General features: G+C 68.6%; 27 protein-coding genes and 3 pseudogenes. 10 read left to right on the top strand and 20 right to left on the bottom strand.

The genetic code is table 11. The features are described 5' to 3' along the window. The 3 genes and pseudogenes from ASF22_RS24825 to ASF22_RS24815 all read left to right on the top strand — a co-directional run. A partial coding sequence (locus ASF22_RS24825; RefSeq protein ID WP_244474238.1) for a Hint domain-containing protein occupies positions 1-369 on the top strand: 369 nt, incomplete at its 5' end. A gap of 41 nt (positions 370-410) precedes the next feature. Continuing rightward, positions 411-958: pseudogene (locus ASF22_RS24820) on the top strand (methyltransferase domain-containing protein); the annotation flags it as partial. Between the two features lies 1 nt (position 959). Next, positions 960-1,406 (top strand): annotated as a pseudogene (locus tag ASF22_RS24815) (hypothetical protein); the annotation flags it as partial. Positions 1,407-1,568: 162 nt separating this feature from the next. Here the strand turns inward: ASF22_RS24815 and ASF22_RS09795 are convergent. The 6 genes from ASF22_RS09795 to ASF22_RS09770 form a co-directional block, all read right to left on the bottom strand. Beyond that, the gene (locus tag ASF22_RS09795) at positions 1,569-2,204 is read right to left on the bottom strand and encodes an NAD(P)H-binding protein (protein WP_056263671.1); all 636 of its coding nucleotides are present in this window, start codon (positions 2,202-2,204) and stop codon (positions 1,569-1,571) included. Positions 2,205-2,274: 70 nt separating this feature from the next. After that, positions 2,275-5,256, bottom strand: coding sequence for a response regulator (locus tag ASF22_RS22905; protein WP_082483601.1), 2,982 nt, complete (start codon positions 5,254-5,256; stop codon positions 2,275-2,277). A 194-nt stretch (positions 5,257-5,450) separates the two neighbouring features. Further along, positions 5,451-5,891 carry a YetF domain-containing protein gene (locus tag ASF22_RS09785; RefSeq protein ID WP_056263668.1) on the bottom strand — a complete coding sequence of 147 codons (441 nt, stop codon included), beginning with the start codon at positions 5,889-5,891 and terminating at the stop codon, positions 5,451-5,453. 2 nt (positions 5,892-5,893) lie between these two features. Continuing rightward, entirely contained in the window at positions 5,894-6,415 is a 522-nt protein-coding gene (locus ASF22_RS09780; protein WP_056263667.1) for a hypothetical protein, read from the bottom strand. Between the two features lie 181 nt (positions 6,416-6,596). Next, positions 6,597-7,037: a hypothetical protein gene (locus ASF22_RS09775; RefSeq protein WP_056263665.1), complete on the bottom strand. Its 441-nt coding sequence runs from the start codon at positions 7,035-7,037 to the stop codon at positions 6,597-6,599. Positions 7,038-7,716: 679 nt separating this feature from the next. Beyond that, a complete protein-coding gene (locus tag ASF22_RS09770) occupies positions 7,717-8,103 on the bottom strand; it encodes a hypothetical protein (protein ID WP_056263663.1) in 387 nt (128 codons plus the stop codon). A gap of 48 nt (positions 8,104-8,151) precedes the next feature. Between ASF22_RS09770 and ASF22_RS09765 the strand changes: the two genes are divergently transcribed. Further along, positions 8,152-8,355, top strand: a complete 204-nt coding sequence (locus ASF22_RS09765; RefSeq protein WP_056166843.1) for a CsbD family protein — start codon at positions 8,152-8,154, stop codon at positions 8,353-8,355. A gap of 79 nt (positions 8,356-8,434) precedes the next feature. On the opposite strand, the gene ASF22_RS09760 is transcribed toward ASF22_RS09765, so the two are convergent. The 9 genes and pseudogenes from ASF22_RS09760 to ASF22_RS09730 all read right to left on the bottom strand — a co-directional run bounded on the left by ASF22_RS09760 (position 8,435) and on the right by ASF22_RS09730 (position 16,529). Beyond that, on the bottom strand, positions 8,435-9,001 hold the full coding sequence (locus ASF22_RS09760) for a hypothetical protein (protein WP_244474237.1): 567 nt from the start codon (positions 8,999-9,001) through the stop codon (positions 8,435-8,437). A 252-nt stretch (positions 9,002-9,253) separates the two neighbouring features. Continuing rightward, the gene (locus ASF22_RS09755) at positions 9,254-9,706 is read right to left on the bottom strand and encodes a hypothetical protein (protein WP_056263660.1); all 453 of its coding nucleotides are present in this window, start codon (positions 9,704-9,706) and stop codon (positions 9,254-9,256) included. A 91-nt stretch (positions 9,707-9,797) separates the two neighbouring features. Next, a complete protein-coding gene (locus ASF22_RS23735; RefSeq protein ID WP_156647652.1) occupies positions 9,798-10,025 on the bottom strand; it encodes a hypothetical protein in 228 nt (75 codons plus the stop codon). A gap of 288 nt (positions 10,026-10,313) precedes the next feature. Beyond that, positions 10,314-12,083 carry a LysM peptidoglycan-binding domain-containing protein gene (locus tag ASF22_RS22900; RefSeq protein WP_244474236.1) on the bottom strand — a complete coding sequence of 590 codons (1,770 nt, stop codon included), beginning with the start codon at positions 12,081-12,083 and terminating at the stop codon, positions 10,314-10,316. 146 nt (positions 12,084-12,229) lie between these two features. Beyond that, positions 12,230-12,316, bottom strand: a pseudogene (locus ASF22_RS23730) (IS5/IS1182 family transposase); the annotation flags it as partial. A gap of 12 nt (positions 12,317-12,328) precedes the next feature. Next, a protein-coding gene (locus ASF22_RS09745) for an IS5 family transposase (protein ID WP_156647651.1) occupies positions 12,329-13,098 on the bottom strand; the annotation gives its coding sequence in 2 pieces (ribosomal slippage) (positions 12,329-12,783 and positions 12,783-13,098; 771 coding nt in all). A 178-nt stretch (positions 13,099-13,276) separates the two neighbouring features. Continuing rightward, positions 13,277-13,747, bottom strand: a complete 471-nt coding sequence (locus ASF22_RS09740) for a secondary thiamine-phosphate synthase enzyme YjbQ (RefSeq protein ID WP_056263657.1) — start codon at positions 13,745-13,747, stop codon at positions 13,277-13,279. Then, the gene (locus ASF22_RS09735) at positions 13,744-15,492 is read right to left on the bottom strand and encodes a cisplatin damage response ATP-dependent DNA ligase (protein WP_056263655.1); all 1,749 of its coding nucleotides are present in this window, start codon (positions 15,490-15,492) and stop codon (positions 13,744-13,746) included. The genes ASF22_RS09740 and ASF22_RS09735 overlap by 4 nt, the downstream gene beginning before the upstream one ends. Continuing rightward, positions 15,489-16,529 carry a ligase-associated DNA damage response exonuclease gene (locus tag ASF22_RS09730; RefSeq protein WP_056263653.1) on the bottom strand — a complete coding sequence of 347 codons (1,041 nt, stop codon included), beginning with the start codon at positions 16,527-16,529 and terminating at the stop codon, positions 15,489-15,491. Before ASF22_RS09730 ends, ASF22_RS09735 begins: the two co-directional genes overlap by 4 nt. 55 nt (positions 16,530-16,584) lie before the next feature. Between ASF22_RS09730 and ASF22_RS09725 the strand changes: the two genes are divergently transcribed. Both ASF22_RS09725 and ASF22_RS09720 read left to right on the top strand, forming a co-directional pair. After that, on the top strand, positions 16,585-17,544 hold the full coding sequence (locus ASF22_RS09725) for a methyltransferase domain-containing protein (RefSeq protein WP_056263652.1): 960 nt from the start codon (positions 16,585-16,587) through the stop codon (positions 17,542-17,544). A gap of 269 nt (positions 17,545-17,813) precedes the next feature. Further along, positions 17,814-18,551 carry a YoaK family protein gene (locus tag ASF22_RS09720; RefSeq protein ID WP_056171930.1) on the top strand — a complete coding sequence of 246 codons (738 nt, stop codon included), beginning with the start codon at positions 17,814-17,816 and terminating at the stop codon, positions 18,549-18,551. A 19-nt stretch (positions 18,552-18,570) separates the two neighbouring features. Here the strand turns inward: ASF22_RS09720 and arfB are convergent, their stop codons facing one another. Together arfB and ASF22_RS09710 are read right to left on the bottom strand one after the other, a co-directional pair. Further along, complete coding sequence (gene arfB / locus ASF22_RS09715; protein ID WP_056171932.1) at positions 18,571-18,993, bottom strand: alternative ribosome rescue aminoacyl-tRNA hydrolase ArfB; 423 nt, start codon at positions 18,991-18,993, stop codon at positions 18,571-18,573. 24 nt (positions 18,994-19,017) lie between these two features. Beyond that, positions 19,018-19,293 (bottom strand): BolA family protein, encoded by a 276-nt coding sequence (locus ASF22_RS09710; RefSeq protein ID WP_056171935.1) that lies wholly within the window; start codon positions 19,291-19,293, stop codon positions 19,018-19,020. 151 nt (positions 19,294-19,444) lie between these two features. Between ASF22_RS09710 and ASF22_RS09705 the strand changes: the two genes are divergently transcribed. The 4 genes from ASF22_RS09705 to cobT all read left to right on the top strand — a co-directional run bounded on the left by ASF22_RS09705 (position 19,445) and on the right by cobT (position 23,745). Beyond that, positions 19,445-20,071 (top strand): DnaJ domain-containing protein, encoded by a 627-nt coding sequence (locus tag ASF22_RS09705; protein ID WP_056263650.1) that lies wholly within the window; start codon positions 19,445-19,447, stop codon positions 20,069-20,071. A gap of 263 nt (positions 20,072-20,334) precedes the next feature. Beyond that, on the top strand, positions 20,335-21,318 hold the full coding sequence (gene cobS, locus ASF22_RS09700; protein WP_056171938.1) for a cobaltochelatase subunit CobS: 984 nt from the start codon (positions 20,335-20,337) through the stop codon (positions 21,316-21,318). Positions 21,319-21,340: 22 nt separating this feature from the next. Further along, entirely contained in the window at positions 21,341-21,844 is a 504-nt protein-coding gene (locus tag ASF22_RS09695; protein ID WP_056263648.1) for a DUF29 domain-containing protein, read from the top strand. Next, a complete protein-coding gene (cobT, locus tag ASF22_RS09690) occupies positions 21,841-23,745 on the top strand; it encodes a cobaltochelatase subunit CobT (RefSeq protein ID WP_056263646.1) in 1,905 nt (634 codons plus the stop codon). Before ASF22_RS09695 ends, cobT begins: the two co-directional genes overlap by 4 nt. Here the strand turns inward: cobT and ASF22_RS09685 are convergent. From ASF22_RS09685 to rpmB, 3 genes are all read right to left on the bottom strand, one after another. Next, the gene (locus ASF22_RS09685; RefSeq protein ID WP_056263645.1) at positions 23,742-24,299 is read right to left on the bottom strand and encodes a TetR/AcrR family transcriptional regulator; all 558 of its coding nucleotides are present in this window, start codon (positions 24,297-24,299) and stop codon (positions 23,742-23,744) included. The genes cobT and ASF22_RS09685 overlap by 4 nt on opposite strands. Continuing rightward, positions 24,296-24,766, bottom strand: coding sequence for a nuclear transport factor 2 family protein (locus tag ASF22_RS09680; RefSeq protein WP_056263642.1), 471 nt, complete (start codon positions 24,764-24,766; stop codon positions 24,296-24,298). Before ASF22_RS09680 ends, ASF22_RS09685 begins: the two co-directional genes overlap by 4 nt. A 199-nt stretch (positions 24,767-24,965) precedes the next feature. Further along, complete coding sequence (gene rpmB, locus ASF22_RS09675; RefSeq protein WP_056087207.1) at positions 24,966-25,271, bottom strand: 50S ribosomal protein L28; 306 nt, start codon at positions 25,269-25,271, stop codon at positions 24,966-24,968. Positions 25,272-25,461: the final 190 nt, after the last annotated feature.

The raw sequence follows: 25,461 nt of genomic DNA, 5'->3' as shown, positions 1-25,461 counted from the left end.
AACGAGAGCGGCGTGCTCGTACCGATCATGTGCTTGATCAACGGCACCACCATCGTCCGCGAGCCGGCCACGAGCGTCACCTACTGGCACGTCGAGCTCGAGACCCACGACATCCTGCTCGCCGAAGGTCTGCCGGCCGAGAGCTACATCGACGGGGGCGACCGCCCGTTCTTYGTCGACGGCTCCGACCACGCCCTGCACAACCCCGACTTCGTAGCACCAGGCCTGGCTGGCCGCTGCCGTCCGGTGGCGGTCGACGGCCCCCTCGTCGAGGCGGAGCGGGCGCGGCTCGATACGGTCTTCGCGGCGGAACTGAGCGCGCACWGTGCTTGGGACGCWCGCGACGGGCTCGCAGCACTCGTYGCCTGAGCCGAAGGACGCCGGAGTTGCAAGGGAGCTGAGACGYGGACGTGCGACCCGGCTCCCTCTCACTCGACGCCTTCCTGTCACGCCGGGCCTCTGACAGGCGCTTGGCCCGGCTGACGCACGACATCGGTCTTCCCGAAGGGCGCGGCCTTGAGTTCGGCCCGKCCAACAACCCGACGCCGCTGCCCGACGGGCTTCGCATCACTTACGTCGACCGCGATCTCGATGCGGGAGCSGGCCAACCTGGGACGGCGCCGATCGACCGCGCTTGGAKCAACTCGGGTGCCCTCGTCGATGTGCTCGGCCGGGACGGCTACGACTTCGCCATTGCTAGTCAGGTTGGCCATTACGTACCCGACCTGCTCGGGTGGCTGCGCGGCATCCACACGGCGTTGCGCCCGGGCGGGGTGCTTAACCTGTCCCTGCCGGACAAGCGCTTTACCTGCGACGCCACACGGCCGGTGAGCACCTTGGCCGAACTGGTCGAGGCGGACCTGATGGGCCTGACGCGACCGAGTCCACGGCAGGTGTTCGCCCACGCCTCCGAGGTCCGATCGATCACACCCGAACAAATTTGGAATGGCGAGGATGCNCTGATGGGCCTGACGCGACCGAGTCCACGGCAGGTGTTCGCCCACGCCTCCGAGGTCCGATCGATCACACCCGAACAAATTTGGAATGGCGAGGATGCCGCGCATGCGCCGCGCATGGCCGGCGATGCAGGCCTGGYGCACGCCCGCGCGGAGGCGGCTCGGGCGCAGTCCGGAGCTTACGTGCCCGCCCATTGTTGGGTGGTAACGTCGCGTTCGTTTCTKGACTTGGTCGCGGGAGCGACACGACTCGGGCTGTTACCGTTTGTCATGAACCGGGTGTCGGGGGTCGAGCCAGGCGGCTTCGAGTTCTTCGTCTCCATGCGCCGGGATCGGGAGACCGATCCAGACACACTGCGCAGGTTGCAGGAGGGCGGAATCAATTACCTGCGCAACGAACTTGAGCGGCATCGCACGACCGCCGCGCTGCTTGGAAGCGACGCGATTTAGAGCGTCGGACAGAGATGGCGCACACCACAGAAGAGTGCGTCAAGCGGATTTACCGGACGGCCGAAGAACGACGGCTTCCAGGAAGAGACGTGGATGGTCCGGGCGTCTGGCATGGGTCGGAAGCAGACCCCAGACATAGGTTTCACCGTCGGATTTTGCCCACTAGCCGACCAACACTACGGCCTTACGCTCGTAGGACGGGCGGTCGATCTCGCCGACGATGAAGTGCGCCACGTCGGCCCGGGAGATCAGCCCGTTGCGCCACGAAGACGGTTCGGAAAGAACCTTGTAGCGACCGGTCGCCGATCCGGGCGTCAGGACGCCGGGCCTGACGAAGGTCCAGGCAAGATCGCTCCTGCGGATGCGCATCTCCTGGGCGTCCTTGTCGTCGTAGGCCCGCCCGAAGACGAGGCGGAACGGGACGCGCTGGAGCAGGCCGATGGCGTCGCGGCTGTCGCCCGTGCCGAAGCCTGTTACGGCGATGACCCGGCGGACGCCCGCCTTCTCCATCGCCGGGACCAGCACGTTGGTCGCATCGGAAAACAGGGTCACCGGCCCGAGCAGGTTCCTCATCGGCACGCCGAGCGCCTGAACAACTACGTCGATGCCGTCGAGGGCCGAAGCGACGTCACCGGCGTTGAGGGCATCCCCGGAAAACCGTTCCAGGCCCGCCCCCGAGAGGGTCATGCCTCCGGCTGATCTGGCGAACGCCCGCACGCGATGCCCGGCGGCGAGGGCCGCCTTGGAAGTCTCAAGGCCGATGCCCTTGCTGGCACCTATGACGAGGACGTGGGCCATGTGTTTCCCTGCGAGACGTGAATGACAACGTAGTTCACCCGTGAAGCCGGTCGCCCTCCCGGCGAAGGCATCACGCCATTTGGGACGGCGCGACGAGCGAACGTAGGAGGGCGGGGAGATCGTCTAGGCCGACCTGGCCCTTGCGAAGGACTCGGTCGGCCTGACCGGCCAGGCGGCGGCGGTCGTTGCCGTCGACGTCCTTGGCGGTCAGCACCACCACCGGGATCGCCCCCCATGCCGGCTTGGCCCGAATGGCGTCCAGGAAGGCGAACCCGTCCATCTCCGGCATCATCAGGTCGAGGAGGATCAGGCAGGGTCGCTCGGCCATCACCGCCGCGAGTCCGGCCTTGCCGTTCTCCGCCGTTGCGACCAGCCAGCCTTCCTTGGACAGCCGCGTCGACATCCGCTCTCTGGTGTCGGCGTCGTCGTCGATGACGAGCAGGGGTCCCTCGTGGACCTGGGGGCGGAAGCGATCCATCACCCCGTGGAGCTCGTCCCAATCCACGGGCTTCTGCAGGTAGTCCGTGGCACCGAGGGAGAAGGCGAGGTTCTGCTCGTCCAAGACCGTCACCATGATCACGGGCGTGTCGCCGAGCTCCGCGTCGCCCCGCAGCGTCCGCAGCACCGACCAGCCGTCCATCTGCGGCATGGTCACGTCGAGCAGGATGACCCTCGGCCTCAAAGCCCGGGCGCGTTCGAGGCCTTCCCGGCCGTCGATGGCGACGGCAACCTTAAACCCGTCACGCTCCAGGAAGCGGGCGACGAGGTCCCGCGTCGCCGGATCGTCGTCCACGACGAGGACGACACCGGGCCCGGCGGTTCCGTCTTCGGGGGCCGTCCCCCCGGCGGGGTCCACGGCCGGGTCCTCGTCCTGGGACCCGACGATGCGGGCGGGCATCGAGACTGTGAAGGTGGTGCCGCTGCCTTCCTGGCTCTCGACTGAGATGTCCCCGCCCAGCATGGTCGCAAAGGCCCGGGTGATCGAGAGGCCGAGGCCGGTGCCGCCGAACTTGCGGGTCGTCGAGGCGTCGGCCTGGGTGAACCGCTCGAACAGCCGCGCCTGCTGGTCCGGGCTCATGCCGATGCCGGTGTCACCGACGCGGAAGGTGAGCCAATCAACGCCGTCGCGCTCGGTCCGCTCGGCCGTGAGGGTGATCCGCCCCCCTTCCGTGAACTTCGCGGCGTTGCTGAGGAGGTTGATCAAGCACTGGCGCAGCTTGGTCACGTCGGTGCGGGCCTCGCCGAGTCCGTGGGCGAGGTCCAGGGTCAGGGCATTGCCCTTGGCCGCGACCAGGGCCTCGACCGTCGAGGCGACGTCGCGCACGACCGTTTCAACGGCGAAGTCCTCGACGTAGGTTTCCATCCGCTCGGCCTCGATCTTCGAGAGGTCGAGGACGTCGTTGATGAGCCCGAGGAGATGGCGCGCGTTCGCCTCGATCTTGCGCATGTCGGGAAGCAGGCTCTCGTGCCCGAGATCCTCCATCTCCTCCTGCAGCATCTCGGAGTAGCCGATCACCGCCGAGAGCGGGGTGCGCAGCTCGTGGCTCATGTTGGCGAGGAACTCACTTTTCGCCCGGTTGGCCTCCTCGGCGGCGTGCTTGGCGGCTTCGAGCAGGAGTTCCGCCCGCTTGCGCTCGTCGATGTCGGTGACCACCACGACGCTCCCCACGACGACGCCGTCGGCATCGTGCATCGGGGCGCCGGTGAACCCGACCCAGGCGCGCCGGCCGTCGCCACGCTGGTAATCGACCTCAAGCTCGGCCTCGCCGTTGCCGTGCCGTGCAAGCTTCAGCAGGGGCCACTCGTCGGCTTCGACCCGTCGTCCGTCGGCGTGGAAGCCGACCCAGCGATCCGGTCCCCCGTCCGCTTCCGTCGGCATCACGCCATGGCCGAGGATGGCGGCGACGCGGTCATTGTGGCCGACGATGCGCCCGGACGGGGCCTCGGCGATCATTACGCCGACGGGCAGGGTCTCCATCACGGTCCTGAGGGTGGCCTCGCTCGCGCGCATGCCGCGACGGGCCTCGGCCTCGCCCGCCTCGGCCAAGCCGGCCGGAATGGTTGCTGCGAATAGGGTCGCGGCGCGCAGGTCGCTTCCCGAGAACGCATCCGGCCGGCTCGATTGCAGTTTGAGCACGCCGACGTTGGTGTCTCCTCGCGAGACCGGAACGTAGATGGCTGATCGTACCCCCAGGGGTTCAATAAGGTCGCGCTTGGCCCGGGGGTCCCGAAGTACGTCGGGACACAGCACCGGCTTGCCCGAGGTCAGGCAGTGGCCCGACAGGCTGCCTTCCAGCGGCAGGCGCAGCCCGTCATGCGGGGCGAGCGATCCGTGTCCGGAGCGGTGGACGAGTTCGTCCCCGTCGCGCAATTCGATGACGCCACCCTCGGCCTGGGGAACTGCTTTCATGACGCCGGCGACGAGGGCGTCGAGGATGGCCTCACGGTTTCCGGCCGCCCGGGTGACCGCGGCCTGGGCGGCGATCAAGGCGTCCTGTTGCGCGATGAGCACCGCCTGGCCCGACAGGATGCGCTCACGTTCAACGACCGACCGCCGCAGGTCCATCTGTGTCATTACCTGCCCGGCGAGCGCTCGTAGCGCCGAGGTTTGGCGCTCGGTGAGCCCTTCCGGCCGGGGGACGGTGTCGATCACGCAGAGGCTTCCCAGCCGCTCGCCGCCGGCGGCCTGCAGCGGAGCACCGGCATAGAAGCGGATGTGCGGCTCGCCCGTGACGAGGGGATTGTCGCGGGTGCGGGGGTCCAGCGTCAGGTCGGGAATGACGAGCAGGTCGGGCTCGGCCAGGGCATGGGCGCAGACCGACTTGTCGAGTGACGTCTCGCGGGGCGCGAAGCCGGACTGCGCCTTGAACCATTGCCGATCTCCCGCGACCAGGCTGACGAGGGCGACCGGCGCGGCGCAGGTCATGCGAGCCAACTCGACGATGTCGTCGAAGCCCTTCTCGGGAGGCGTGTCGAGGATGTCGTAGTCCCGGAGGGCATCGAGGCGCCGGGTGTCTGCGACCTCGGAAGGAGGCGTCGTCGGATCGGTCATGCTGCGGCTCGTTGGCGGGGGCTGGTGCGCTCGCCGACGCCGGGCCGCGGATCGACGCGCCGCGGACCGCTGGGTGCCATCGACAACACGTTGGCCGTACGGTGGTTGCCCGTCTCATTGGCCGCGTGCCGGATCTGCATCACGGGGCGAGGGCACCACGGACTCGCGAAGGGACCCGGCCCAGGCGCCGTACGTCACTCCTTCTCGATGATGGAGACCTTGCCGTCCCGCTCGACCACCGCGACCGCGACCTGGTCCATGTCTTCGAGCCCCTGCTGGCGGGCGGCGGTGCGGACATCGGCCTGCTGCATGCGCAGGCGCCGCATCTGGATACCGTCCCAATCGCCATCGCGAAAAACCACGATGGGCGTGCCGTCGCAGATGCGCTCGAACCAGACGTAGCGCAGCTTCAGCCACGACACAGCGACGTGCATCAGACCCACCGTGAAGATCGCGCTCATCGCGCCCACGAACGATTTGTCGTCGCCGAGCACGGCGCTGACGCTCATGCCGCCGAAGAGAAAGAGGACCACCATGTCGATGGGGGCCTGCTGGCTCGCCGTCCGGCGCCCGATGAGGCGGATGACGAAGAGGACGACGAGGTAGGCCGCCGCGGCCTTGAAGACGGTGCTCATGGCTACGGGACCGAATACTGGGACCAGGACAGGGTCTCGCCCGCATCCAGGCGTGCCCAGAGTTCGACGCCGCCGCGGAAGCCCGGCGAGCCCGCAAACAGGATGGTGACCCGCTCCTGGCCCTTCACCACGGGGAACTCCATGCGGATGCTGTCGGCGCCCGCCTCCCAGCGCGAGGGGCGCGGGATGATGCTCTCAAGTCCGAAATGGTCCGCCAATCCCTTGGCCATGGTCACGGCGACCTTGTCGCTGCCGGGCGGGACGCGGGTATCGAACTGGACCTTTGTGGGTGCGCCGAACCGGACGACCGGCTCGTAGCGCAAACGGATCGAGGCATCGTTGTTGGCAACGGCGCGCTCGCTGAACAGCCCCTGGCCAAACGCTCCGAGGACGTTGGCGGCGACGAAGGCGATCATGGCCCAACGGCCGATCACCTCGGCCCTACGCCACTTGCCCTCGAACGCCGGGTAGAAGCCGCGCGAAATTTCCTCGCGCATCGGCGGGTCGGGATGGATGACGTCCAAGATATCGGTCCTCGGGCAACGGGCCGGATCGGTGCAAGGCCCGATCCGGGGGAACAAACCGACGGGACACCCGTCGGCTCCGGCCGAGCGCCGGATTTTCGGCTATGGCGACGAAACGTGATCGGCCTTGCTCCGACGCCGGTCCCGCCCGCCGGGCCGAGGTCGGGATCGGGTCCATCCCTCAGGCGGCGAGCGGCTTGACCTTCCGGATCTTGCCGTCGAGCTCGACGTGGATCTCGTGGCGGACGCCGTCCTTCGCCCCGACGATCTCGAAATGCTTCGGCTTGCGCGCCGGCTCACCCTCGGCGGCGTAGCCATCGGCCTTGACCGCCGCGAGGGCCGCAGCCGGATCGGCCGGGGCATGGTCCGCCTTTTCCTCGTGAGGCTTCTTCGGCCACGCGATCTCGCGGACGATGCCGTCCTTAAGGGTGATGGACGTCACCTTGGTCTCCGATGGCTTGCGCTCTCCCGTGATCGTGACCGTGTCGCCATTGGCGATTGCGATGCCCTCGGCGCCCTTCGGTCCGAGGTCCGCAAGGACACGTACGTCCTTGGCCTTGATGGCGAAGCGGTGCCCGAAGACGGCCCAGACGGTGCCGGTGATGGTCTGCGTATCGTTCATGTGGATCTTTCTGGGGTGTCGTTTGCCGACCCGAGCCGCGAGATGCTCGGCGTGCCCGGACGGGGCCGGTTCCTGGCGATGCCGGTGGGGTGGGGCATCGCCCCTTGTCGGGGTGACGGCGTTCTATGTTCGCGCTTCGAACCCATGCTGAACCGCGCCGTTCAGCCCCCGTTAGGCGACCACGAGGTGGTGGAAGCGCGCGACCGTGAACGTGTTCGGGACGCTTCACCGGACTCCAGCAACCATCACGGTCGGGTGGCGGACGAGTTTATGTACCTTCCGATGGACGTGGCAGCGGAAGGGACTGGTAGTTGGAACCTAACGGTTGGTACCGTCCGCATCCGACCCCTCGCAGACCCTCGGATGGTCCGCTTCGCGGCGGCTCGGTGGGGATGAACTACGTCCGGGTCGGGTGGATTACTGCCCGTCTGCTTTCGGCCGGAAAATATGTAAAGCCGACGCTTTCTTGAAGATTGACGAGATGCAGAATTTTAGCGACCGCTGGCGCTCAAGCTCGACATCAAATTTCCGATTAGGATCGATGATGCCGCATCAACTCAGGCTGCTGATCTCGTGTTTGTTCTCGGGCTCAATGATCCGCTTTGAGGACCAAAGTTCCGCATTGTAAAACCTTAGGTTTAGCGAGGCCACTTCCACATAGGCGTGGCCTCGTTGACGTTTAGAGCACGCTACGATGCTGTGTCGTGGCGGCGTAGGAGTGCCAGGCCGCCGACGCCAGCTCACTTGAACCGACAAGGCTCGCATCGTCGGCGGATGCCACCGCCTTTTCCCCGACGCCCCGCCCACGAAGGTTGCGCAACCCGGTGGCGCTCCCGATCATCGCCCGAGCGTTCGAAGCCATTTTCCTGCAATAGGCATCTGCATCGACCGCATCAACGGCCCGGGCTCCGGCCCCAACGCGGATGGTCGAGGCGATCAGCACGCAGAACCGCAGGGTGGCGAACACCATCGGCTCCGTCGCCGTGGCCATGCCGCCGATCATGCGGATCGGGAAGGACTGCGTCTCGTAAGCGTTACCGGACACTTGGAACGGCGTTCGGGCCATGGCCGTTCAAGGTTCCCGTGGCCGGCCCGGTCGCGATGGAGAACCGCCATGAGCAGCACCACCGACAAGATCAAGGGTCTGGCCAACGAGGCCGTCGGCAACGTGAAGCAGGGCCTCGGCAACGTCACCGACAACGACAAGCTGAAGGCTGAGGGCAAGGCCCAAGAGCTCAAGGGCGAAGCCCAGAAGACGACCGGCGACGTCAAGGACGGCGCACAGCACGTCGCAGACAAGGTCACCGGCAAGGCCTAAGCCACCTGCGCGGGGCGGCCTGGCCGCCCCGCAATCGACTATACCGAGCACGTCGCTCGGGTTGTGGACATGGGGCCGTTCAGCGACCTTGCTGAGGCATCAATGAGCGGGCCTGCTGGACTGCGTCGCGGCAGGACTGATCGCCCTTGGCGTTGAGATCAGTGGCGCGCTGCAGAGCGGTCTTGGCCTGCGAAACCTTGTCCTCGTCGGACAGCTTCGCCGAGGCGGACGGCTCGCCTCCCTTGGATGCTTCGACGGCGGCGGTCGGCTTGTTCTCGGACTGCGCCCGGACGTCGGCCGGTGAGGTGGCGATCCGCCCGCTCGCGACCGAGTCGGCCAGACCGGTCCCGGCGGCCGCCGCAACGGGTCCCGAGACGCCGCCGACAGTCCCCGGTGATCCGCCCGTTGCCTTGGACGCCCCGCCCTGCTGGGCGCGATCCGTCTCGGCGTTCCCGACCGGCTTGGCCGCGGATGCGGTCGTGCTCGCTGTCTGGTCGGCCGATCCGTCGTTCGGCCCTTTGCGCTGACCGGTGTCGGGTTGCGAGACCGGCGCCCCCATGCCGACCTGGGTTCCGAGTTCGCGCTTGAGCTTGGCGATGTCATCCGAGCAGGGGCCGCCTTCCTGCGCGAATGCGGCGGTGTTCATAAGACCGAGGGTCGAGAGGGCGGCGGCACCGCAAAGCATTTTGAAACGTGACATTTGCATCCTTTAGTTGATCAGGTGACCAACCCGGATCTTCTTATTATGTTCAGATGGCGCCGGTTATTTTTTCAGTCAATGTCTGTTTATTCGAGAAGTACATAATAGTACAAATGTAGTGAGCATGGAGAGATCCATGCTCACTACATTCTTACCAGAGCCCGCTACGACAGATGGCGGGACGCTAACGCTCCCGGGTCAGTACCCGTAGCCGTAGGCCGGATAGCCGTAACCGTAAGCCGGTGCGTAACCGTAAGCCGGTGCGTAACCGTAAGCCGGTGCGTAACCGTAGGCAGGCGCGTAGCCATACCCACCGCCGTAGTACCCGACCGGACGACCGTAGCCGTATCCACCATAGCCGTATCCGCCGTAGCTGTTCGCCACGATGGCACCCGCCGCGAGCCCGGCGATGCCGAGGCCGATGGCTGCGCCTGGGCCGATGCCGCGACGATAACCGTAGCCGCGCCCATAGCCGCCGCCGTAACCACGATACCCACCGTAACCACCGCGGAAGCCGACACCGCGGTAACCGCCGCCGTAGCCATAGCCGCCGTGGCCGTAGCCACCGCCCCAGCCGCGAGCCTCGGCAGGTGCCGATGCCAGCAGGCCGAGGCCGAGCAGCGCTGTGGATGCAAGTGCGAGCTTGCGCATTCGATAGCTCCTGTCTTTCGAGATGTGGGCCAGAAACAACCTCGCCTAGTCAGCCGTTCCGGCGTTGGGTGTGGTACAACACGTCACAGGGTCAGTAGCCGTTGCCGCCGTGGTAAGCGTCGTAGCCTATAGCCGGCGCGAACCCGTTCGACGCCGTGGTCGGCCCTCCCCAGGTGTAGCTCTGTCCGCTTGGATAGATGCTGGCATAATCCTCACGACGAGCAGCGTGAATGCGGATGCGGCCGTTTTTCCCCGTTCTGGAAAAATTCGCACTCTTCTGCCCTGAAAAGATAGTCAGGATAGACGGCATGATACGCATGGACGCCTCCGGCTTAAGCTGAGGGTCCGGAAACATCGTTGCGACGATACCGTTCCTACACCATTCCGTCAGTGCAAGGATCAAGGACCATCAGGTTCGAACCGGAGCTTTCCGTGCATGCTCCCGACCAAAGCCGACGTGCGACAAGAACCCATGGGCCCTCCGCGGTCTCATGAACTCGCCAGCATGTTCGTGGATTGCAGGACGACAATGACGAGCATGAAGACGGCCGCGGCGGCGAGGACGTAGGTCACGGCCTTGGTGAATTTGGTCATGATTTGATTCTCCTCAGCCGCGTTTTTCGCCCAGACCGGCATCGATGGCGTCCTCGGCCGGCAGCACGAAGACCTGACCGGGATAGATCAGGTCTGGGTCGCGGATCTGGTCCTGGTTGGCGTCGTAGATCGCCGTGTAGCGGTCACCCTCGCCGTAGGTCCGCCGGCTGATCGCCCAAAGGCTGTCGCCGCGCTCGATCCGGGCGGTCCTCACCTCAGGCACGTAGACGGCGCCGGGGACAGCGTTGGGCCTGAGCGGAACGCTCATATTATCCGATGATGGCTTTGTCGCCGACATGCTGGATATGGAATCCCGAGGCCACTCAGACGTGCCTTTGTTCGCGCCTTGCCGCCCGACCGCCGCTGGTTGGGATGCGTTCGACGCCACCTGCCCGCCGGGTGATGCCTCGGGTGGTGCCGGGACCGAACGGCCCGTCCCCGCGATCCGGGCGTCATGAGGAACCGAGAAGGGTACCTCCACGCGGCTGTGGACCTTCCCCGAGGCGGCATCGACCTGATCGAGCCGGACCTTGTAGTCCCCCGGCTTGACGCCTCGACCGATGGTGAAGGTGACGCTGCCGTCCCGACCAACCGTGGCGGGGGCGATCAGGGTATCGTTGAGGTAGAGCCGTACTGTCGCACCGGCGGGAGCCTGGCCGCTGACATACAGCCGGCCGCCCTCCTGCGCATCGACGCTGACGACCTTGGTGGGGGCCTCCGACAATCCCGTCCCGACTGCCCGCTCCGGTGGTGGGGCCTGAGGCGCCTCCGAGGAGGGGGACCCGATCCCTTTGGATGCGGTTCGATCCGAGACCTTCGCGTCGGGGCCGTCGCCGACCCCGGTCCGGCCGGGCCGGACAGCATCGTTTTCGCCAATGGCGTTCGAGGCGCTATAGCTCGGAGCAACTTCGCCGGAGCCTCGCCGAGACGGGGATGCGGCGTCCGCCGTCGTCCGTCGAGCGGACACGGCATCGGGAACCGACCGGATCACCGTCCGTGATGAACCCGGTTGCGACAGCACCACGGTGGCTTTGTCGGGCGAGGTCAGGGCAACCAGTGGCTTGTCATCGCGCGATGGCGCGACGGCCACCGCGACGCTGTCCCGCGATTGGCGAACGATGCCCTCCGCATCGGTGGCCCGAAGGCCGACCTCGCTGTTGCCGGCCGGGAGGGCCGGCGGGACGATGGCGAACTGGCCGTTCCCATCGGCGACCGCCCGGGCGGTGGGTTTGCCGTCGACTAAGAGCTCCACGGTGCCGTTCGGCGTCGCTCGCCCGGCGACGACGAGTTCCCCGTTTGGCTCGACGCGGACGGTATCGAACGATGGGGAACTTGGGTCAGGGGTGCCGGGAGCCATCGCCACGCCTGGTTCGCCCGGCGTTCGTTCAATCGCCGGTCTATCCCGAGCGACCGCTTCCGAGGTGTTTCCTCTGCTGGCGTCGACCTCTGGCCGCGATAGGGCCGCCACCGGTCGCCCGCCTTCGCCGTTCGAGAAGGGAAGCGGGGACCCGAGCCGCCAAAGGGCGCCATCACCGCCGACCAAGGCTAGGATCAGCCCGATCCCGATGAGGAGGGCGAGGAGCGCGATGGCAGCCCCGCGGCGACGCACCGGAGGCGCAGTTTGCCTGGCGGGTACCGGGACGAGCGTCGTCGCGCCCTTCCTAGGCCCCGACCGTTTCCGGAACACGGCTGCAATCAGGCCCACGACGACGAGAAGGATGGTAGGGAACACCTTCAGGAAGGCGCGGCTCAGGCGGGTCAGCATCGTGTTCTCGTCTTCCATGCCGCCGTGATCGCCGTCCGCGGCTCCCGTTCATCGGGCATTCGTTCGGGCGGAGCAGGTGCCCCGGAACACGCCCTTGGGCAGGAGCACCGCGACCTCCAGTTTTGCTAGGCACCCGATTTCGACGTCGGGACGGTTAGGGCGTGTCATCGCTTGAGCCAATCGAGGGCGGCTGCGAGGGAGAGGACGCCCATGAAGCTGACGGCAGTCTTCTCGTAGCGTGTGGCGATGGCGCCTAGGGCGTGTCATCGCTTGAGCCAATCGAGGGCGGCTGCGAGGGAGAGGACGCCCATGAAGCTGACGGCAGTCTTCTCGTAGCGTGTGGCGATGGCGCGCCACTCTTTGAGCCTGGCCCAGAGACGCTCGACCTGGTTACGGTTGTTGTAGATCCAATCCGGGCAGGCCACGGGCGCTTCGTGGCGCTGAGGCGGGATCGCAGGCCGAGCGCCCATATCCCAGATGTGTTCGCGAAAGACGTGGCTGGTATAGCCGCGATCCCCCACGACCCATTTGGGCACCCCCGGCAGTTGGTCGAGCAGGGGAACAGCGTGAGGAAGTTCATGGGCCTGACCGGGCGCCAGCCGGAAGGCGATGGCGCGGCCCTGCCCGTCGGCGATCACGCAAGCCTTGGTGCCATACCCGCCACGCGAGCGGCCGACAGCTTCACGAGCGTCTCGCTCGGCTGCAGATCCCCCCTTTTGGCGGCTCCCGCCGCCTTTTGGTGCGCCCGAACGTTCGTGCCGTCGAGGAACACCATACCGAGTTGGACACCGCGCTCCTGCACGAGGTGAAGAAGCCGCTCCCAGACGCCGGCACGCGACCAGCGGATGAAGATCTGGGCAGCCCGCCACCAGGGTCCCAATTCCTCGGGAATAGCTCGCCATTTGGCTCCGTTCTGATGCCGCCAAAGGATGGCCGAGAGCGTGCGCTGCAGATCCTGCGGAGGCGTTTTGGCCTTGGGCCGGCAGGCTTCAACCAGAGGCTCCAGATCAGCCCATTGCGCGTCGCTCAGCATCGTCCCTCCTCCATCAGAGAGACGAAAACGCAAGCCCAGCCAATCTGTTCAGGCGACGACAGGCCCTANCCAGATCAGCCCATTGCGCGTCGCTCAGCATCGTCCCTCCTCCATCAGAGAGACGAAAACGCAAGCCCAGCCAATCTGTTCAGGCGACGACAGGCCCTAACAGTATCAATTATCCTCCCACAACCGCCAGGACAACCTCCCGCCGGTGCGGCCGGTCGCGGTGCTCGATGAGATAGATACCCTGCCAGGTGCCCAGCGCGAGGCGGGCGTCCAGCACCGGCACGGCGAGGCTCGCATCCGTCACCAGGGTGCGGATATGGGCCGGCATGTCGTCCGGGCCTTCGCTGCCGTGCACGTAGGCGCCGTGGCGCGGGGCGAACCCGTCGAGGGCGGTCATGAGGTCGGTCTGCACGTCCGGGTCGGCGTTCTCCTGGATGGTCAGGGAGGCCGAGGTGTGCCGGCAGAACACCGTCAGCACACCGTGCGCGACGCCGCTGCGGGCCACGAACGCGGCGACGCGGTCGGTGATATCGGTGAAGCCGGGGCCCTCCGTCGCCACCACGAGGCGGGCGCTCGCCTGCCGGCTCACCGGGCCCGCCCGGAAGCCGTCGAGTTCGCCGATGCGGGCAGCACGGGTCATGAGGGGATCTCCAGGGTGGCGCCCGGGGCGATCTCGCTCGTCCCCCGGGCCAGGATCGTTTCGAGGAGGGCGATGCGATCGGCCTCCGCCGCCGGCTTGTCCCAGCGGATGCGGTGGACGCGGGGAAAGCGAAGCGCGACGCCGGACTTGTGCCGGGTCGAGCGCTGCACGCCCTCGAAGGCGATCTCCAGCACCAGCCCCTCGTCGAGGCCGTACGCGACCTCGCGCACGGGGCCGAAGCGCTTGACCGTGTGGTTGCGGACGTAGCGGTCGAGCTTGGCCAGTTCCGCGTCGGTGAAGCCGTGATAGGCCTTGCCGACGGGCACCAGTTCGAGGCTGCCGTCCTGGCGGGGCCGCCAGACGCCGAAGGTGTAGTCCGAGTAGAACGACGAGCGCTTCCCGTGGCCGCGCTGGGCGTACATCATCACGGCGTCGACGAGGTGGGGCTCGCGCTTCCATTTCCACCACGGCCCCTTGGGGCGGCCGGGCAGGTAGGGGCTGTCGCGCAGCTTCAGCATCACGCCCTCGATGGCGTCGGCATCCTCCCCCGCCCCCACGGCGGCAGGATCGGCACGCGCTTCAGCCAGATCCTCCCAGGTGGCGAAGGGCACGAGGGGCGAGAGATCGATCCGGGCATGGTCGAGGGCGGCGACGAACGTCTCAAGCCGGGCGCGGCGCTCGGCGAAGGGCAGCGGGCGCAGGTCCGCGCCCTCCGCCGTGAGCAGGTCGTAAGCCCGGACATGGGCGGGAAATTCCTCCAGGAGCTTCGGGGTCACCGCCTTGCGGTTGAGGCGCTGCTGCAGGACGTTGAAGCTCTGGACGCGGGATTCCTTCAGGATCAGCAATTCGCCGTCCAGCGTGCCCGTGAAGGTGATGGCCTGCGCCAGATCCGGGAACGCGCCGGTGATGTCCTCGCCCGTGCGCGAATAGACCCGCGCGACTTGGCTTCCCGCCTCGTCGCGGCCGCCCGAGAGCTGGACGCGGATGCCGTCCCACTTCCACTCGCCCGAGAACGCCGCCGGATCGAGTTTCTCGAAGTCCGTCTCCGCATCGATGGGGTGCGACAGCATCGGTGGCCGGAACGGCGCCGGGTTGAGGGTGGTGGGGCGCTCGGCCTTCCCCTCGACCCAGGCGAACAGGCTCAGGTACGGCGGCACCATCCCGTGCCAGACCTCCTCCACCGCGTCGGCCTCGTGGCCGCCGAGCGCCCCTACGGCGGTCTTGGCCAGACGCGCCGAGACGCCGACGCGCAGGGCCCCGGTTATGAGCTTGAGCAGCGCCCAGCGCCCGGTCTCGTCAAGGGCGTCGAGCCACTCGGCGATGTGCCCCGGCAGTTCGGTCTTCTTCACGGTGGCGAGGGTCTCGACCACCTCCGCCAGGGTCGGGATGTGGGGCGGCGAGTTGTTGTGGCCGAGAGGCGGGGGCGCATCCCCACGCCCGGGCGTAAGGGCATTGAGGGAAGCCGTGACGCCAGGCGCCGGCCAGATCAGCGCCGTGGTCTCGGCGAGATCGCCGACGTAGTTGTGCGACAGGGCGAACAGCACCGGATCGACCCGCGCCTCCACCAGCCCGCGGATCATCGCGGGCTTCGCCTCGCGAAAGGTCAGGTTGCCGGTCATGGCCGCGAGGGCGAAGCCGCGCTCGGGATCGGGGGTCCGCGAAAAGTAATCCTGCAGCAAACGCAGCTTGGCGTTGCGGCGCGGCTCGTAGGCGAGGCGGTCGAGGAGGAGGGCGAAGTGGTTCACGCGGCGACCTCCGCGACGCCCGGCTCGGCCTCGCCGTCGTCGCCGTAGCCCAGCAGGTGCAGGGGCTTGGCCTCGATCCCTTGGGTCCCGCACCAATGCACCAGGGCGTCCTCCTGCCCGTGGGTCACCCAGACCTCCCCGGCCCCGGTCTCCCGGATCGTGCGGCAGAGGTCGGGCCAGTCGGAATGGTCGGAGATGCACAGGGGGAGTTCGGCGCCCTTCTGGCGGGCGCGGGCGCGCACCCGCATCCAGCCCGACGCGAAGGAGGCGACGGGATCGGGGAATTTGCGCGACCACACGTCCTGGATCGCGGAGGGCGGGCACAGCACGATGGCGCCGTGGAGCTTGCCCCGCTCGGCCGCGACGACCTTGGGGGTCTCGCCGAGCGGAATCCCCTCCTGCTTGTACAGCTCCGTCAGTTTCTCCATGGCGCCGTGGAGGTAGATCGGCCGGTCGTAGCCGGCCTCCCGCAGCAGGGCCATCACCCGCTGGGCCTTGCCGAGCGCGTAGGCGCCGACGATGTGGGCGCGCTCGGGGAACAGCGCCACGGAATCGAGGAGTTTTTGAACCTCGTCCCGGGTGTCGGGCATGCGGAACACCGGCAGGCCGAAGGTCGCCTCGGTGATGAACACGTCGCACGGCATGACCTCGAAGGGCAGGCAGGTCGGATCGGGCGCGCGCTTGTAGTCGCCCGAGACCACGACGCGCACGCCCCGCGCCTGAATCGCGATCTGGGCCGAGCCGAGGACGTGCCCGGCGGGGGCGAAGCGGACGGTGACGTCGCCGACGCGGATGTCCTCGCCGAGCTTGGCCTCCTGGCGGGCCTCGCAAAAATCCTCGCCGTAGCGCACGGCCATGATCCGCAGGGTCTGGCCCGTGGCGAGCACCTGCCCGTGGCCGGCACGGGCGTGGTCGGCGTGGCCGTGGGTGATCAGGGCCCGGGGCACGGGCCAGGTCGGATCGACGTGGAAATCGCCGAGGGGGCAGTAGAGCCCCTCGCGGGTCAGGGTGAGGAGATCGCTGGCGCTGAAGGTCATCGGCGCGGCATATAGGGCGCCCGATCCCCGAGCGAAGCGGCCGCCCCCACCCAGCATGTCACGCCCCTCCGGTTCCGGCGAGTTCCTCGCCGACAGACGCTACGCCTACGCCGAGGGGTGCCTGGCCGAGGGCGATGCCCTGGGGGCCGCCGAGATGGCGGAGCAGACCCTGGAGATCGCGCCCCGCTACGCCCCGGCCTGGTTCCTCCTCGGCCGGGCGCGGGAGGCCCGCTACGTCACCCACGGCGACCTTCGCGACCACCACGCGGCGCTGCGGGCCTACGCGGCGGCCCTCGACCTCGACCCCGAGGACGTGCAGGGCGCCCGGCTCGCCCTGGCGCAGATCGGCGCGGGCCGCCGGGAGGACGGCGACGGCGACGTTCTGGGGGCGATCTCCCCGGCCTACATCCGTGCCCTGTTCGACGCCTACGCCGCACGGTTCGAGCGCCACCTCGTGGACGACCTCGCCTACCGGGCCCCCGAACTCCTCGTCGCGGCCCTCGATCGCCTGCCGGACGCGCCGGCGGTCTACGACACCGTGCTCGACCTCGGCTGCGGCACCGGCCTCGTGGGCGCGGCCCTGGGCGACCGGGCGCGCCACCTCACGGGCATCGACCTTTCGCCCCTCATGCTGGCCGAGGCCGCGCGGGGGAAGCGCTACGCCCGCCTGGTGGAGGCCGACCTCGTGGCGGGCCTCGCGGCGGAACCGGACGCCGGGACCGACCTCGTCACCGCCGCCGACGTGATGATTTACGTGGGCGGACTCACGGACCTCCTAGCGGGGTCCGCGCGGGTGCTGCGGCCGGGGGGGCGCCTCGGCTTCAGCGTGCAATCCCATGCAGGCGACGGCCTCGTGCTCGGCGCGGACGCCCGCTACGCCCATGGCGACGCCCTGGTGGAACGGGCCGTGGCGCGGGCCGGCCTCGTCCTCGAATGCCTCGACCCCGCGACCCTCCGGCGCGAACGCGGCCTGCCCGTCCCGGGACGCATCGTCGTCGCCCGCCGGCCCGGCTGATCCGGTCCGGATCCCGGGCGAGTTCGGATCACGGGCGAGGGTGGGTCGCCGGCAAGCCGGATCACGCGAACGTCAGCCGATCATCCCGTCCCCGTGAGGCGGAACGGTGGACAGGTGCCGCACGGCACGCCATGGCCAGATTCGACAGCCTCCCGGAATCCCATCGCGCGCCCGGGCGCGTATGGGGACCGGCAATCCCGCGTCGTGGCGTCGTCCCCGCGTCGGGCCGTTTCCCTGCCCCTCCCCGGGGCCGATCCTCTGGAGATTCCATGGCAGACCCGCAGAGCAAGGCGTTTCCCGCCAGCGCGCGAACGCGCATCCCGTTCGCCCTCGCCCTCTCGGCCGTGGCGGGCTGCGCCGATTCCATCGGCTTCCTCGAATTCTCGCAGCTGTTCATGTCGTTCATGAGCGGGAACACCACGCGGTTCGGCGTGTCGGTCAGCCGATTCGACTGGGAGAGCACCTCGCGCGTCGCCTCCGTCATCATCCTGTTCTGCTTCGGCGCCTTCGCGGGCACGCTCATCGCAGCCTGGGTCGGGCGCTGGCGCCTGTCCGTGCTGCTGCTGCTCCAGGCGGTGCTGCTCACCGTCGGGCTCATCGTGCCCCACGGCACCTTCGCGTTCCCGCTCCACGCCTATCCCATCGTCATCGCGCTCGGCCTCCAGAACGCGACCCTGCAGGACGAGGGCGGCCGCAGCCTGGCGCTCACCTACGTCACCGGCGCCGTGGTGCGGTTCGGAACCGGGCTCGCCAACCTGCTCCTCGGCGTGGTCGCGCCGTCGTTCTGGATCCAGGCCCCCCTGTGGGCGGCGCTCAGCACCGGCGCGGTCATCGGCGGCGTGCTGCAGATGCATTACGGAGAGGACGCGTTCCTGTTCCCGGCGGCCCTGGCGGCCCTGCTCGCGGTCATCGCCCTGGTGCTCACCATCGCCAAGCCCGGCAGCCCCTACGTCAGCGGCGAGGTCGAGCACCATCCGCCGGACGGCACCGCCGCCCCGACGCCCTGAGGCGGGCGGGTGTCGGGGATCACCCGTCGCCCCGGTCCCCGCGCAGGCGCTTGGTGTCGGAGCGCTTCGACTTTTCGTCGAGGCGCCGCTTCTTCGAGGCCAGGGTCGGGCGCGTGGCCCGGCGCGGGGTCGGCGGCACGGCGGCCTCCGCCACCAGGGCGGCGAGGCGCTCGCGGGCATCGGCCCGGTTGCGGTCCTGGGTCCGGTGCTGCTGGGCCGAGATGACGATGATGCCGTCCAGCGTCAGGCGCCGGCCGGCGAGCCGCATCAGCCGCACCGCGACGGCGTTGGGCAGGGACGGCGAGCGCCGCGCATCGAAGCGCAGCTGCACCGCGGTGGACAGCTTGTTGACGTTCTGCCCGCCGGGGCCCGAGGCGCGCACGAAGCTTTCCTCCAGCTCCGCCTCGTCGATGCTGATCTGGGGCGTGCACTGAAGCGCCACGGCGACGGTCTCCGGCCCGTTCGATCAGGCGGCCTCGGCCGGCGTCCGCGCCCGCACCGCCAGGGCGTGCAGGCCGCGCTTGAACGCCGGATCGAGGGCGCCGTTGACGAGGCGGTGGCGCTCGACCCGGCTCTTGCCGTCGAACGCCGCCGAGACGACATCAAGTCTGAAATGGGTCTCGCCCTCGGGCCGCGCCCCGGCATGGCCGGCGTGCAGGTGCGATTCGTCGATCACGTCGAGATGCGTCGGCGCGAGCGCGGATCGCAAGGTCTCGTCGATCCAGTCCCTCATGGTCGTCATGGTGCGGTCTCCTTCCGGGCGAATGATCTCGCGTTCGGGGCTCGCTCGTTCGGGGGCTTGGCCGCCGCTCCCGTCAACCCCCGATGGCCGCATGCGGCATCAGGCCCGGCGCTCTTGTGTCTGCGACCCGCCCTCTCATAATCGCCCCATCATGGATCTCAACTCGCCCCTGTTCGACAGCATCCGCATCAAGCGCACCTGCGACGAGCCCAAGAAGGCGTCGGCGCAGGGCTGCGACACGCCCGGCTGCCAGAACCCCGGGCTCTACCGCGCCCCCAAGGGCCGGAAGGCGGAGGGGCAGTACTGGCGCTTCTGCATGGACCACGTGAAGGCCTACAACGCCACGTACAACTACTTCGACGGCATGAACGACGCCGCCGTGCAGGCCTTCCAGAAGGACGCCATCATCGGCCATCGCCCGACCTGGGCCATGGGGGTGAACCCCGCCACCGCCGCGGCGAAGCCGAAGCCCGAGGCCACGCGCGACTGGGCCTATGTCGATCCCCTCGACATCCTGCGCGCCGAGGGCGTCGGCGAGACCGCCCGGCGCAAGCGCGCGCCCGAGCCGCGCCGGCCGCGCCATTCCTCGGCCACCCTCAAGGCCCTCGACGTCCTCGGGCTCGACGAGAACGCCGATTCGGCGGCCATCAAGGCGCAGTACAAGGTGCTGGTGAAGCGCTTCCACCCCGACGCCAACGGCGGCGACCGCTCGTTCGAGGAGCGCCTGCGCGACATCATCCGCGCCCACGACGCCCTGCGCGCCGCCGGGTTGTGCTGAGAGCGGCACGAACCCTGCGTGGATTTTCGGGATCCGGTCGGATTTGCAGGTCTGGTCGGCCCGGGCCTGGGCGGCAATCGGCGCGCGGCGCCCTATATCGTGCCCGACCACGTCTCTTTCGTGTGGCATCCACCCTTGGCGTCCCCCGGCGCCGTCCCCTAGATGACGGGGCGAAAGCGGCTCCGCGCGCGTCGCGCCCCTCTCGCCCGACACAGCCCCCCGCGTGTTCCGGTCCCGCCGGCGCCCGCTCCACGAGGTCCCGTATGCTCTCTGACGTCTCGCCCGCCTCGCTGCCCGACCGGACCGTCTCCGTGCGCGAGGCCTTCGGCATCGACCTCGACCTCATGGTTCCGGCCTTCACGAAGACCGACGAGCATGTGCCCGACCTCGACCCGGACTACATCTTCGACCGGGAGACCACCCTGGCGATCCTGGCGGGCTTCGCCCGCAACCGCCGCGTCATGGTCACGGGCTATCACGGCACCGGCAAGTCGACCCATATCGAGCAGGTCGCCGCCCGCCTGAACTGGCCCTGCATCCGGATCAACCTCGACAGCCACGTCTCGCGCATCGATCTCGTCGGCAAGGATGCCATCGTGCTACAGGAGGGCAAGCAGATCACCGCCTTCCAGGACGGCATCCTGCCCTGGGCCCTGCAGAACAACGTCGCCCTGGTGTTCGACGAGTACGATGCCGGCCGGCCCGACGTGATGTTCGTGATCCAGCGCGTCCTCGAACTCTCCGGCCGCCTGACCCTGCTGGACCAGAAGCGGGTCATCCGCCCGCACCCGGCCTTCCGGCTGTTCGCCACCGCCAACACCGTGGGCCTCGGCGACACCTCGGGCCTCTATCACGGCACCCAGCAGATCAATCAGGGCCAGATGGACCGTTGGTCCATCGTCACCACCCTCAACTACCTGCCCCACGACCGCGAGGTCGACATCGTCCTGTCCAAGGCCCTGCACTACCAGCGCGACGGCGGCCGCGAGATCGTCAGCAAGATGGTGCGCGTGGCCGATCTGACCCGCAATGCGTTCATGAACGGCGACCTGTCGACGGTCATGAGCCCCCGCACGGTCATCACCTGGGCCGAGAACGCCGACATCTTCCAGGATATCGGCTTCGCCTTCCGGGTGACGTTCCTCAACAAGTGCGATGAGCTGGAGCGCACCCTCGTGGCGGAATTCTACCAGCGCGCCTTCGGCAAGGACCTGCCCGAGAGCGCCTCGAACGTGGCCCTGAGCTAGGGAATCTTTTGCGGAGGACGCGATGGGCGAGCCGGCTGTGAAGGGCGGACCGCGTACGGGGGAGGTGTTCCCCGGCCGGACGCGCTACGAGGACGACCTTTACACCTGGGTGCAGGAGCAGGTCGCGCTTCTCCGTGCCGGGCGGGTCGATGCGCTCGATCTCGATCATATCGCCGAGGAGTTGGAGAGCTTGTCCGAGAGCGAGTTCGGCAAACTCCAAAGCGCCCTGCGCGTCCTCGTGATGCATATGCTCAAATGGGATCAGCAGCCCGAGCACCGTACGCCGAGCTGGATCTTCTCGATCCGCGAGCAGCGTCGCCGCTACGAGCGCATTCTGGCGAGCAACCCCGGCCTGAAGTCGCGCATCGACGAGGCTCTGGGCAACGCCTACCCGGACGCACGGGACTGGGCGTCCGACGAGACGCACCTCCCGCCGGATGAGTTTCCCTCCGAATGCCCCTACGAATGGGACGACATCCTGAACCGGCCCTTCGATTTTGACTCGGTGAAGAAGCAGCGCCCGTGAGCATCTCCAACCGCAAAGCCGGCGAACGCCGCGAGCCCGTCGCCGAACCGCTGAAGCGCTCGGTGGCCGGTTGCCTGCGCGCCATCGCCAAGCGGGCCGAGGTCGAGGTGGTCTATGCCAGCGACCGGCCGGCGCTGACCGGCGACAAGGCGCGCCTGCCCGAACCGCCGCGCAAGCTGACGCCCGGCGACGTGGCGATCCTGCGCGGCAACGCCGATTCCATGGCGCTTCGGCTCGGCTGCCACGATGTGGCCGTCCATCGCCGTCTGGCGCCCGAGAATTCCGGCGCGCGGGCGGTGTTCGACGCCGTCGAGCAGGCCCGGGTCGAGGCCATCGGCGCGCGGCGGATGTCGGGCGTCGCCTCGAACCTCTCCGCCATGCTGGAGGACCGCTACCATCGCGGCGGCAAGTACGAGGCGATCACCGACCGGGCCGACGCCCCCATGGAGGACGCCGTCGCCCTCATGGTGCGCGAGCGCCTCACCGGCCAGGCGCCCCCGCCGGCGGCGCAGAAGATCGTCGACCTCTGGCGCGCCCATATCGAGGACAAGGCCGGGCCGAACCTCGACGGGCTCATCGGCGCACTCGAGAACCAGCGCGCCTTCGCCCGCTCCGTGCGCGACCTCCTCAGCTCCCTCGACATGGCCGACGAGACGCCGTTCGACCCCGAGGACGACGACAACGACGACGACGAGGGCGAGTCCCAGGACGACGAGCAGACCCCGAGCGAGGGAGAGGCCGAGGAGCAGTCGCAGGGCGACCGCGCCGAGATGGAGGTGTCGGAAGAGGCCTCCGACGACCTCCAGGAGGGCGCCACCGAATCGGCCGACGCCCCGTCCGGCGAACTGCCGGAGGAGGCCGAGAACGCCGAATCGGAGGAGGCCTCGGAGGCTTGGCGGCCGCCTTCGTCTCGGGGCAACGAGGCCCGCGGCCCCGACTACAAGGTGTTCAATCCCCGCTTCGACGAGGTGATCCACGCCGAGGACCTTTGCGACGCCGAGGAGTTGGCACGCCTGCGGACCTACCTCGACAAGCAGCTCGCCCACCTGCAGGGCGTGGTCGGGCGCCTCGCCAACCGGCTCCAGCGCCGGCTCCTGGCCCAGCAGAACCGCGCCTGGGATTTCGACCTCGAGGAGGGCCAGCTCGACCCCGCCCGCCTCGTGCGGGTGGTGACGGACCCGTTCCAGCCCCTCTCCTTCAAGCAGGAGAAGGACACGAACTTCCGCGACACCGTCGTGACCCTGCTGCTCGACAATTCCGGCTCCATGCGCGGCCGGCCCATCACCGTGGCGGCCACCTGCGCCGACATCCTGGCGCGGACCCTGGAACGCTGCGGCGTCAAGGTGGAGATCCTGGGCTTCACCACCCGGGCGTGGAAGGGTGGGCAATCGCGCGAGGCGTGGCTCGCCGCGTCGAAGCCGAACGCGCCCGGTCGCCTGAACGACCTGCGCCACATCGTCTACAAGAGCGCCGACGCTCCCTGGCGCCGCGCGCGAAAGAACCTCGGGCTGATGATGCGCGAGGGGCTTCTGAAGGAGAACATCGACGGCGAGGCCCTCGATTGGGCGCACAAGCGCCTCATCGCCCGGCCGGAGCAGCGCAAGATCCTCATGGTGATCTCAGACGGCGCGCCGGTGGACGATTCGACCCTGTCGGTCAATCCGGGCAACTACCTCGAGCGCCACCTGCGCTGGATGATCGAGGACATCGAGACCCGCTCCCCCGTCGAGCTCCTCGCCATCGGCATCGGCCACGACGTGACCCGCTACTACCGCCGCGCCGTGACCATCATCGACGCCGAGGAACTCGGCGGCGCGATGACGGAGAAGCTGGCGGAGCTGTTCGAGGAGGATGCGGGCAACGGCGGGCGCAAAGCCTCACGCGGGGGCGGGCGGCGCTAGACCCCGCACAGGCGACGTTCCAGGCGGCCGAGAAGCCGCCCGAACACGTGCGGGTCATCGAGGGCGCGGGCCAGGACGAGGCCGCCCTGGATCGCCAGGACGGCGTCCTCGGCCAGGATCTCGGCCTCCGCCCGGCCGGCGCGGTGCAGCGCTCCCGTGAGGGCATCCCGCCACGCCGCGAAATACCCCGCGATCCGCATCCCGAATCGGTCCCGCCCCTCCGACAGGGCGAGGGCGCCGAAGAGGCAGACCCGCCGGCCCGAGCGGAAATACGCATCCGTCTCCGACAGCATGCGCCGGATGGCGGCGCGGGGGTCGGGATCGTCCCGCAGGGCTGCGTAGATCTCCGCCTCGAACCAGGCGCCGATGCTGTCGAGGACGGCGTCCGCCATCTCGGCTTTGCCGCCGGGAAAGGCGTGGTAGAGGCTGCCCTTGCCGAGCCCCGCGCGGGCACCGAGCAGGGCGAGGCTGGCCCCGGCGTAGCCATACTCGCGAAACACCTCCGCGAGCGCCGGGATCGCCGCCTCCCGCGCGCCCGGGGCCGCGGCGCTCACAGCCCGAGTTCGGTGAGCCCCGGGTGATCCTCCGGCCGCGGGCCAGGCGTCCAGCGGAACAGACGCTGGTTCTCGGTGATGGGCAGATCGTTGATGCTGGCGTGGCGCATCCGCATCAGGCCGTTGGCGTCGAACTCCCAGTTCTCGTTGCCGTAGGTGCGGAACCATGCGCCGGCGGCATCGTGGAACTCGTAGGCGAAGCGCACGGCGATGCGGTTCTCGGTGAACGCCCACAACTCCTTGATCAGCCGGTACTCGTGCTCGCGCGCCCACTTCGCCTCGAGGAACGCCACGATGGCGGGGCGCCCGGTGAAGAACTCCGAGCGGTTCCGCCAGCGGCTGTCGGGCGTGTAGGCCAGGGCGACCTTGTGGGGGTCGCGGCCGTTCCAGCCGTTCTCGGCGGCGCGGACTTTCTGAATCGCGGTCTCGCGGGTGAAGGGCGGCAGGGGCGGACGGGCGTCGGACATGCGAACTCCTGGCGCGCCGATTCGCCAGCGCTGTACCGATCGGTACAATCCGGGCGGTACAGCGTCAATCCGGGTCGCGGCGCCCCACCCGCGCGCGACCGGAGACACCCCGGACACGACGAAGCCGCCGCCCGCACTCAAGCGGGCGACGGCTTCGACTGAGATGTCTGGTCCGGCTCAGGGGCCGGCCCGTCGGCCTTCAGGCGGCGACGGGGGTCTCGACCTCGGCGAGCTTCTTGTGCAGCTCGCGCTTGATCAGGCGGGCCGTCTGCGACAGCTCGATCTCGCGCGCCTTGATGAGGAAGGCATCGAGGCCGCCACGGTGCTCGACGGAGCGCAGGGCATGGGCGGTGACGCGCAGGCGCACCCGACGCTTCAGGGCGTCCGACTGCAGGGTGACCTGGCACAGGTTCGGCAGGAACCGGCACTTGGTCTTGCGGTTCGAGTGGCTCACGAGGTGGCCGGTCTGCACGGCTTTGCCCGTGAGTTCGCAACGGCGCGACATAATCAAACTTCCCGGTTCGTTCCGCATGTCCGACAGGGCGATGGCGGGACACCCGCGAATGGGTCTCACGCACGCCAAGCCCGGTGGAGCGGCGTTCTCATTGAAGGCGCGAGCCTATAGGGGAAGGGTGCCCCAGGCGTCAAGGCATCGCGGCCTTTTTCAGCCTCGGCACGGTCAAGCTGGCACGGGT

This window comes from Methylobacterium sp. Leaf87, assembly GCF_001422775.1.
Classification (GTDB): domain Bacteria; phylum Pseudomonadota; class Alphaproteobacteria; order Rhizobiales; family Beijerinckiaceae; genus Methylobacterium.
Note: the sequence above shows the minus strand (reverse complement) of the source record. Positions and strands in the feature narration are given on the sequence as shown.

Coding starts and splice junctions, on each gene's coding strand:
- ASF22_RS09730 (WP_056263653.1), bottom strand. CDS start 16,529: ATGACCTTCAGCGCCAGCGATCTCCTCACCCTGACCCGCGAGGGGCTC.
- ASF22_RS09785 (WP_056263668.1), bottom strand. CDS start 5,891: ATGAGCACCGTCTTCAAGGCCGCGGCGGCCTACCTCGTCGTCCTCTTC.
- ASF22_RS09725 (WP_056263652.1), top strand. CDS start 16,585: ATGTCACGCCCCTCCGGTTCCGGCGAGTTCCTCGCCGACAGACGCTAC.
- ASF22_RS09765 (WP_056166843.1), top strand. CDS start 8,152: ATGAGCAGCACCACCGACAAGATCAAGGGTCTGGCCAACGAGGCCGTC.
- ASF22_RS09705 (WP_056263650.1), top strand. CDS start 19,445: ATGGATCTCAACTCGCCCCTGTTCGACAGCATCCGCATCAAGCGCACC.
- ASF22_RS09695 (WP_056263648.1), top strand. CDS start 21,341: ATGGGCGAGCCGGCTGTGAAGGGCGGACCGCGTACGGGGGAGGTGTTC.
- ASF22_RS09770 (WP_056263663.1), bottom strand. CDS start 8,103: ATGGCCCGAACGCCGTTCCAAGTGTCCGGTAACGCTTACGAGACGCAG.
- ASF22_RS09775 (WP_056263665.1), bottom strand. CDS start 7,037: ATGAACGATACGCAGACCATCACCGGCACCGTCTGGGCCGTCTTCGGG.
- ASF22_RS22900 (WP_244474236.1), bottom strand. CDS start 12,083: ATGGAAGACGAGAACACGATGCTGACCCGCCTGAGCCGCGCCTTCCTG.
- ASF22_RS09740 (WP_056263657.1), bottom strand. CDS start 13,747: ATGACCCGTGCTGCCCGCATCGGCGAACTCGACGGCTTCCGGGCGGGC.
- ASF22_RS09710 (WP_056171935.1), bottom strand. CDS start 19,293: ATGACGACCATGAGGGACTGGATCGACGAGACCTTGCGATCCGCGCTC.
- ASF22_RS09720 (WP_056171930.1), top strand. CDS start 17,814: ATGGCAGACCCGCAGAGCAAGGCGTTTCCCGCCAGCGCGCGAACGCGC.
- ASF22_RS09795 (WP_056263671.1), bottom strand. CDS start 2,204: ATGGCCCACGTCCTCGTCATAGGTGCCAGCAAGGGCATCGGCCTTGAG.
- ASF22_RS22905 (WP_082483601.1), bottom strand. CDS start 5,256: ATGACCGATCCGACGACGCCTCCTTCCGAGGTCGCAGACACCCGGCGC.
- cobS (WP_056171938.1), top strand. CDS start 20,335: ATGCTCTCTGACGTCTCGCCCGCCTCGCTGCCCGACCGGACCGTCTCC.
- rpmB (WP_056087207.1), bottom strand. CDS start 25,271: ATGTCGCGCCGTTGCGAACTCACGGGCAAAGCCGTGCAGACCGGCCAC.
- ASF22_RS23735 (WP_156647652.1), bottom strand. CDS start 10,025: ATGCGTATCATGCCGTCTATCCTGACTATCTTTTCAGGGCAGAAGAGT.
- ASF22_RS09680 (WP_056263642.1), bottom strand. CDS start 24,766: ATGTCCGACGCCCGTCCGCCCCTGCCGCCCTTCACCCGCGAGACCGCG.
- ASF22_RS09755 (WP_056263660.1), bottom strand. CDS start 9,706: ATGCGCAAGCTCGCACTTGCATCCACAGCGCTGCTCGGCCTCGGCCTG.
- ASF22_RS09760 (WP_244474237.1), bottom strand. CDS start 9,001: ATGAACACCGCCGCATTCGCGCAGGAAGGCGGCCCCTGCTCGGATGAC.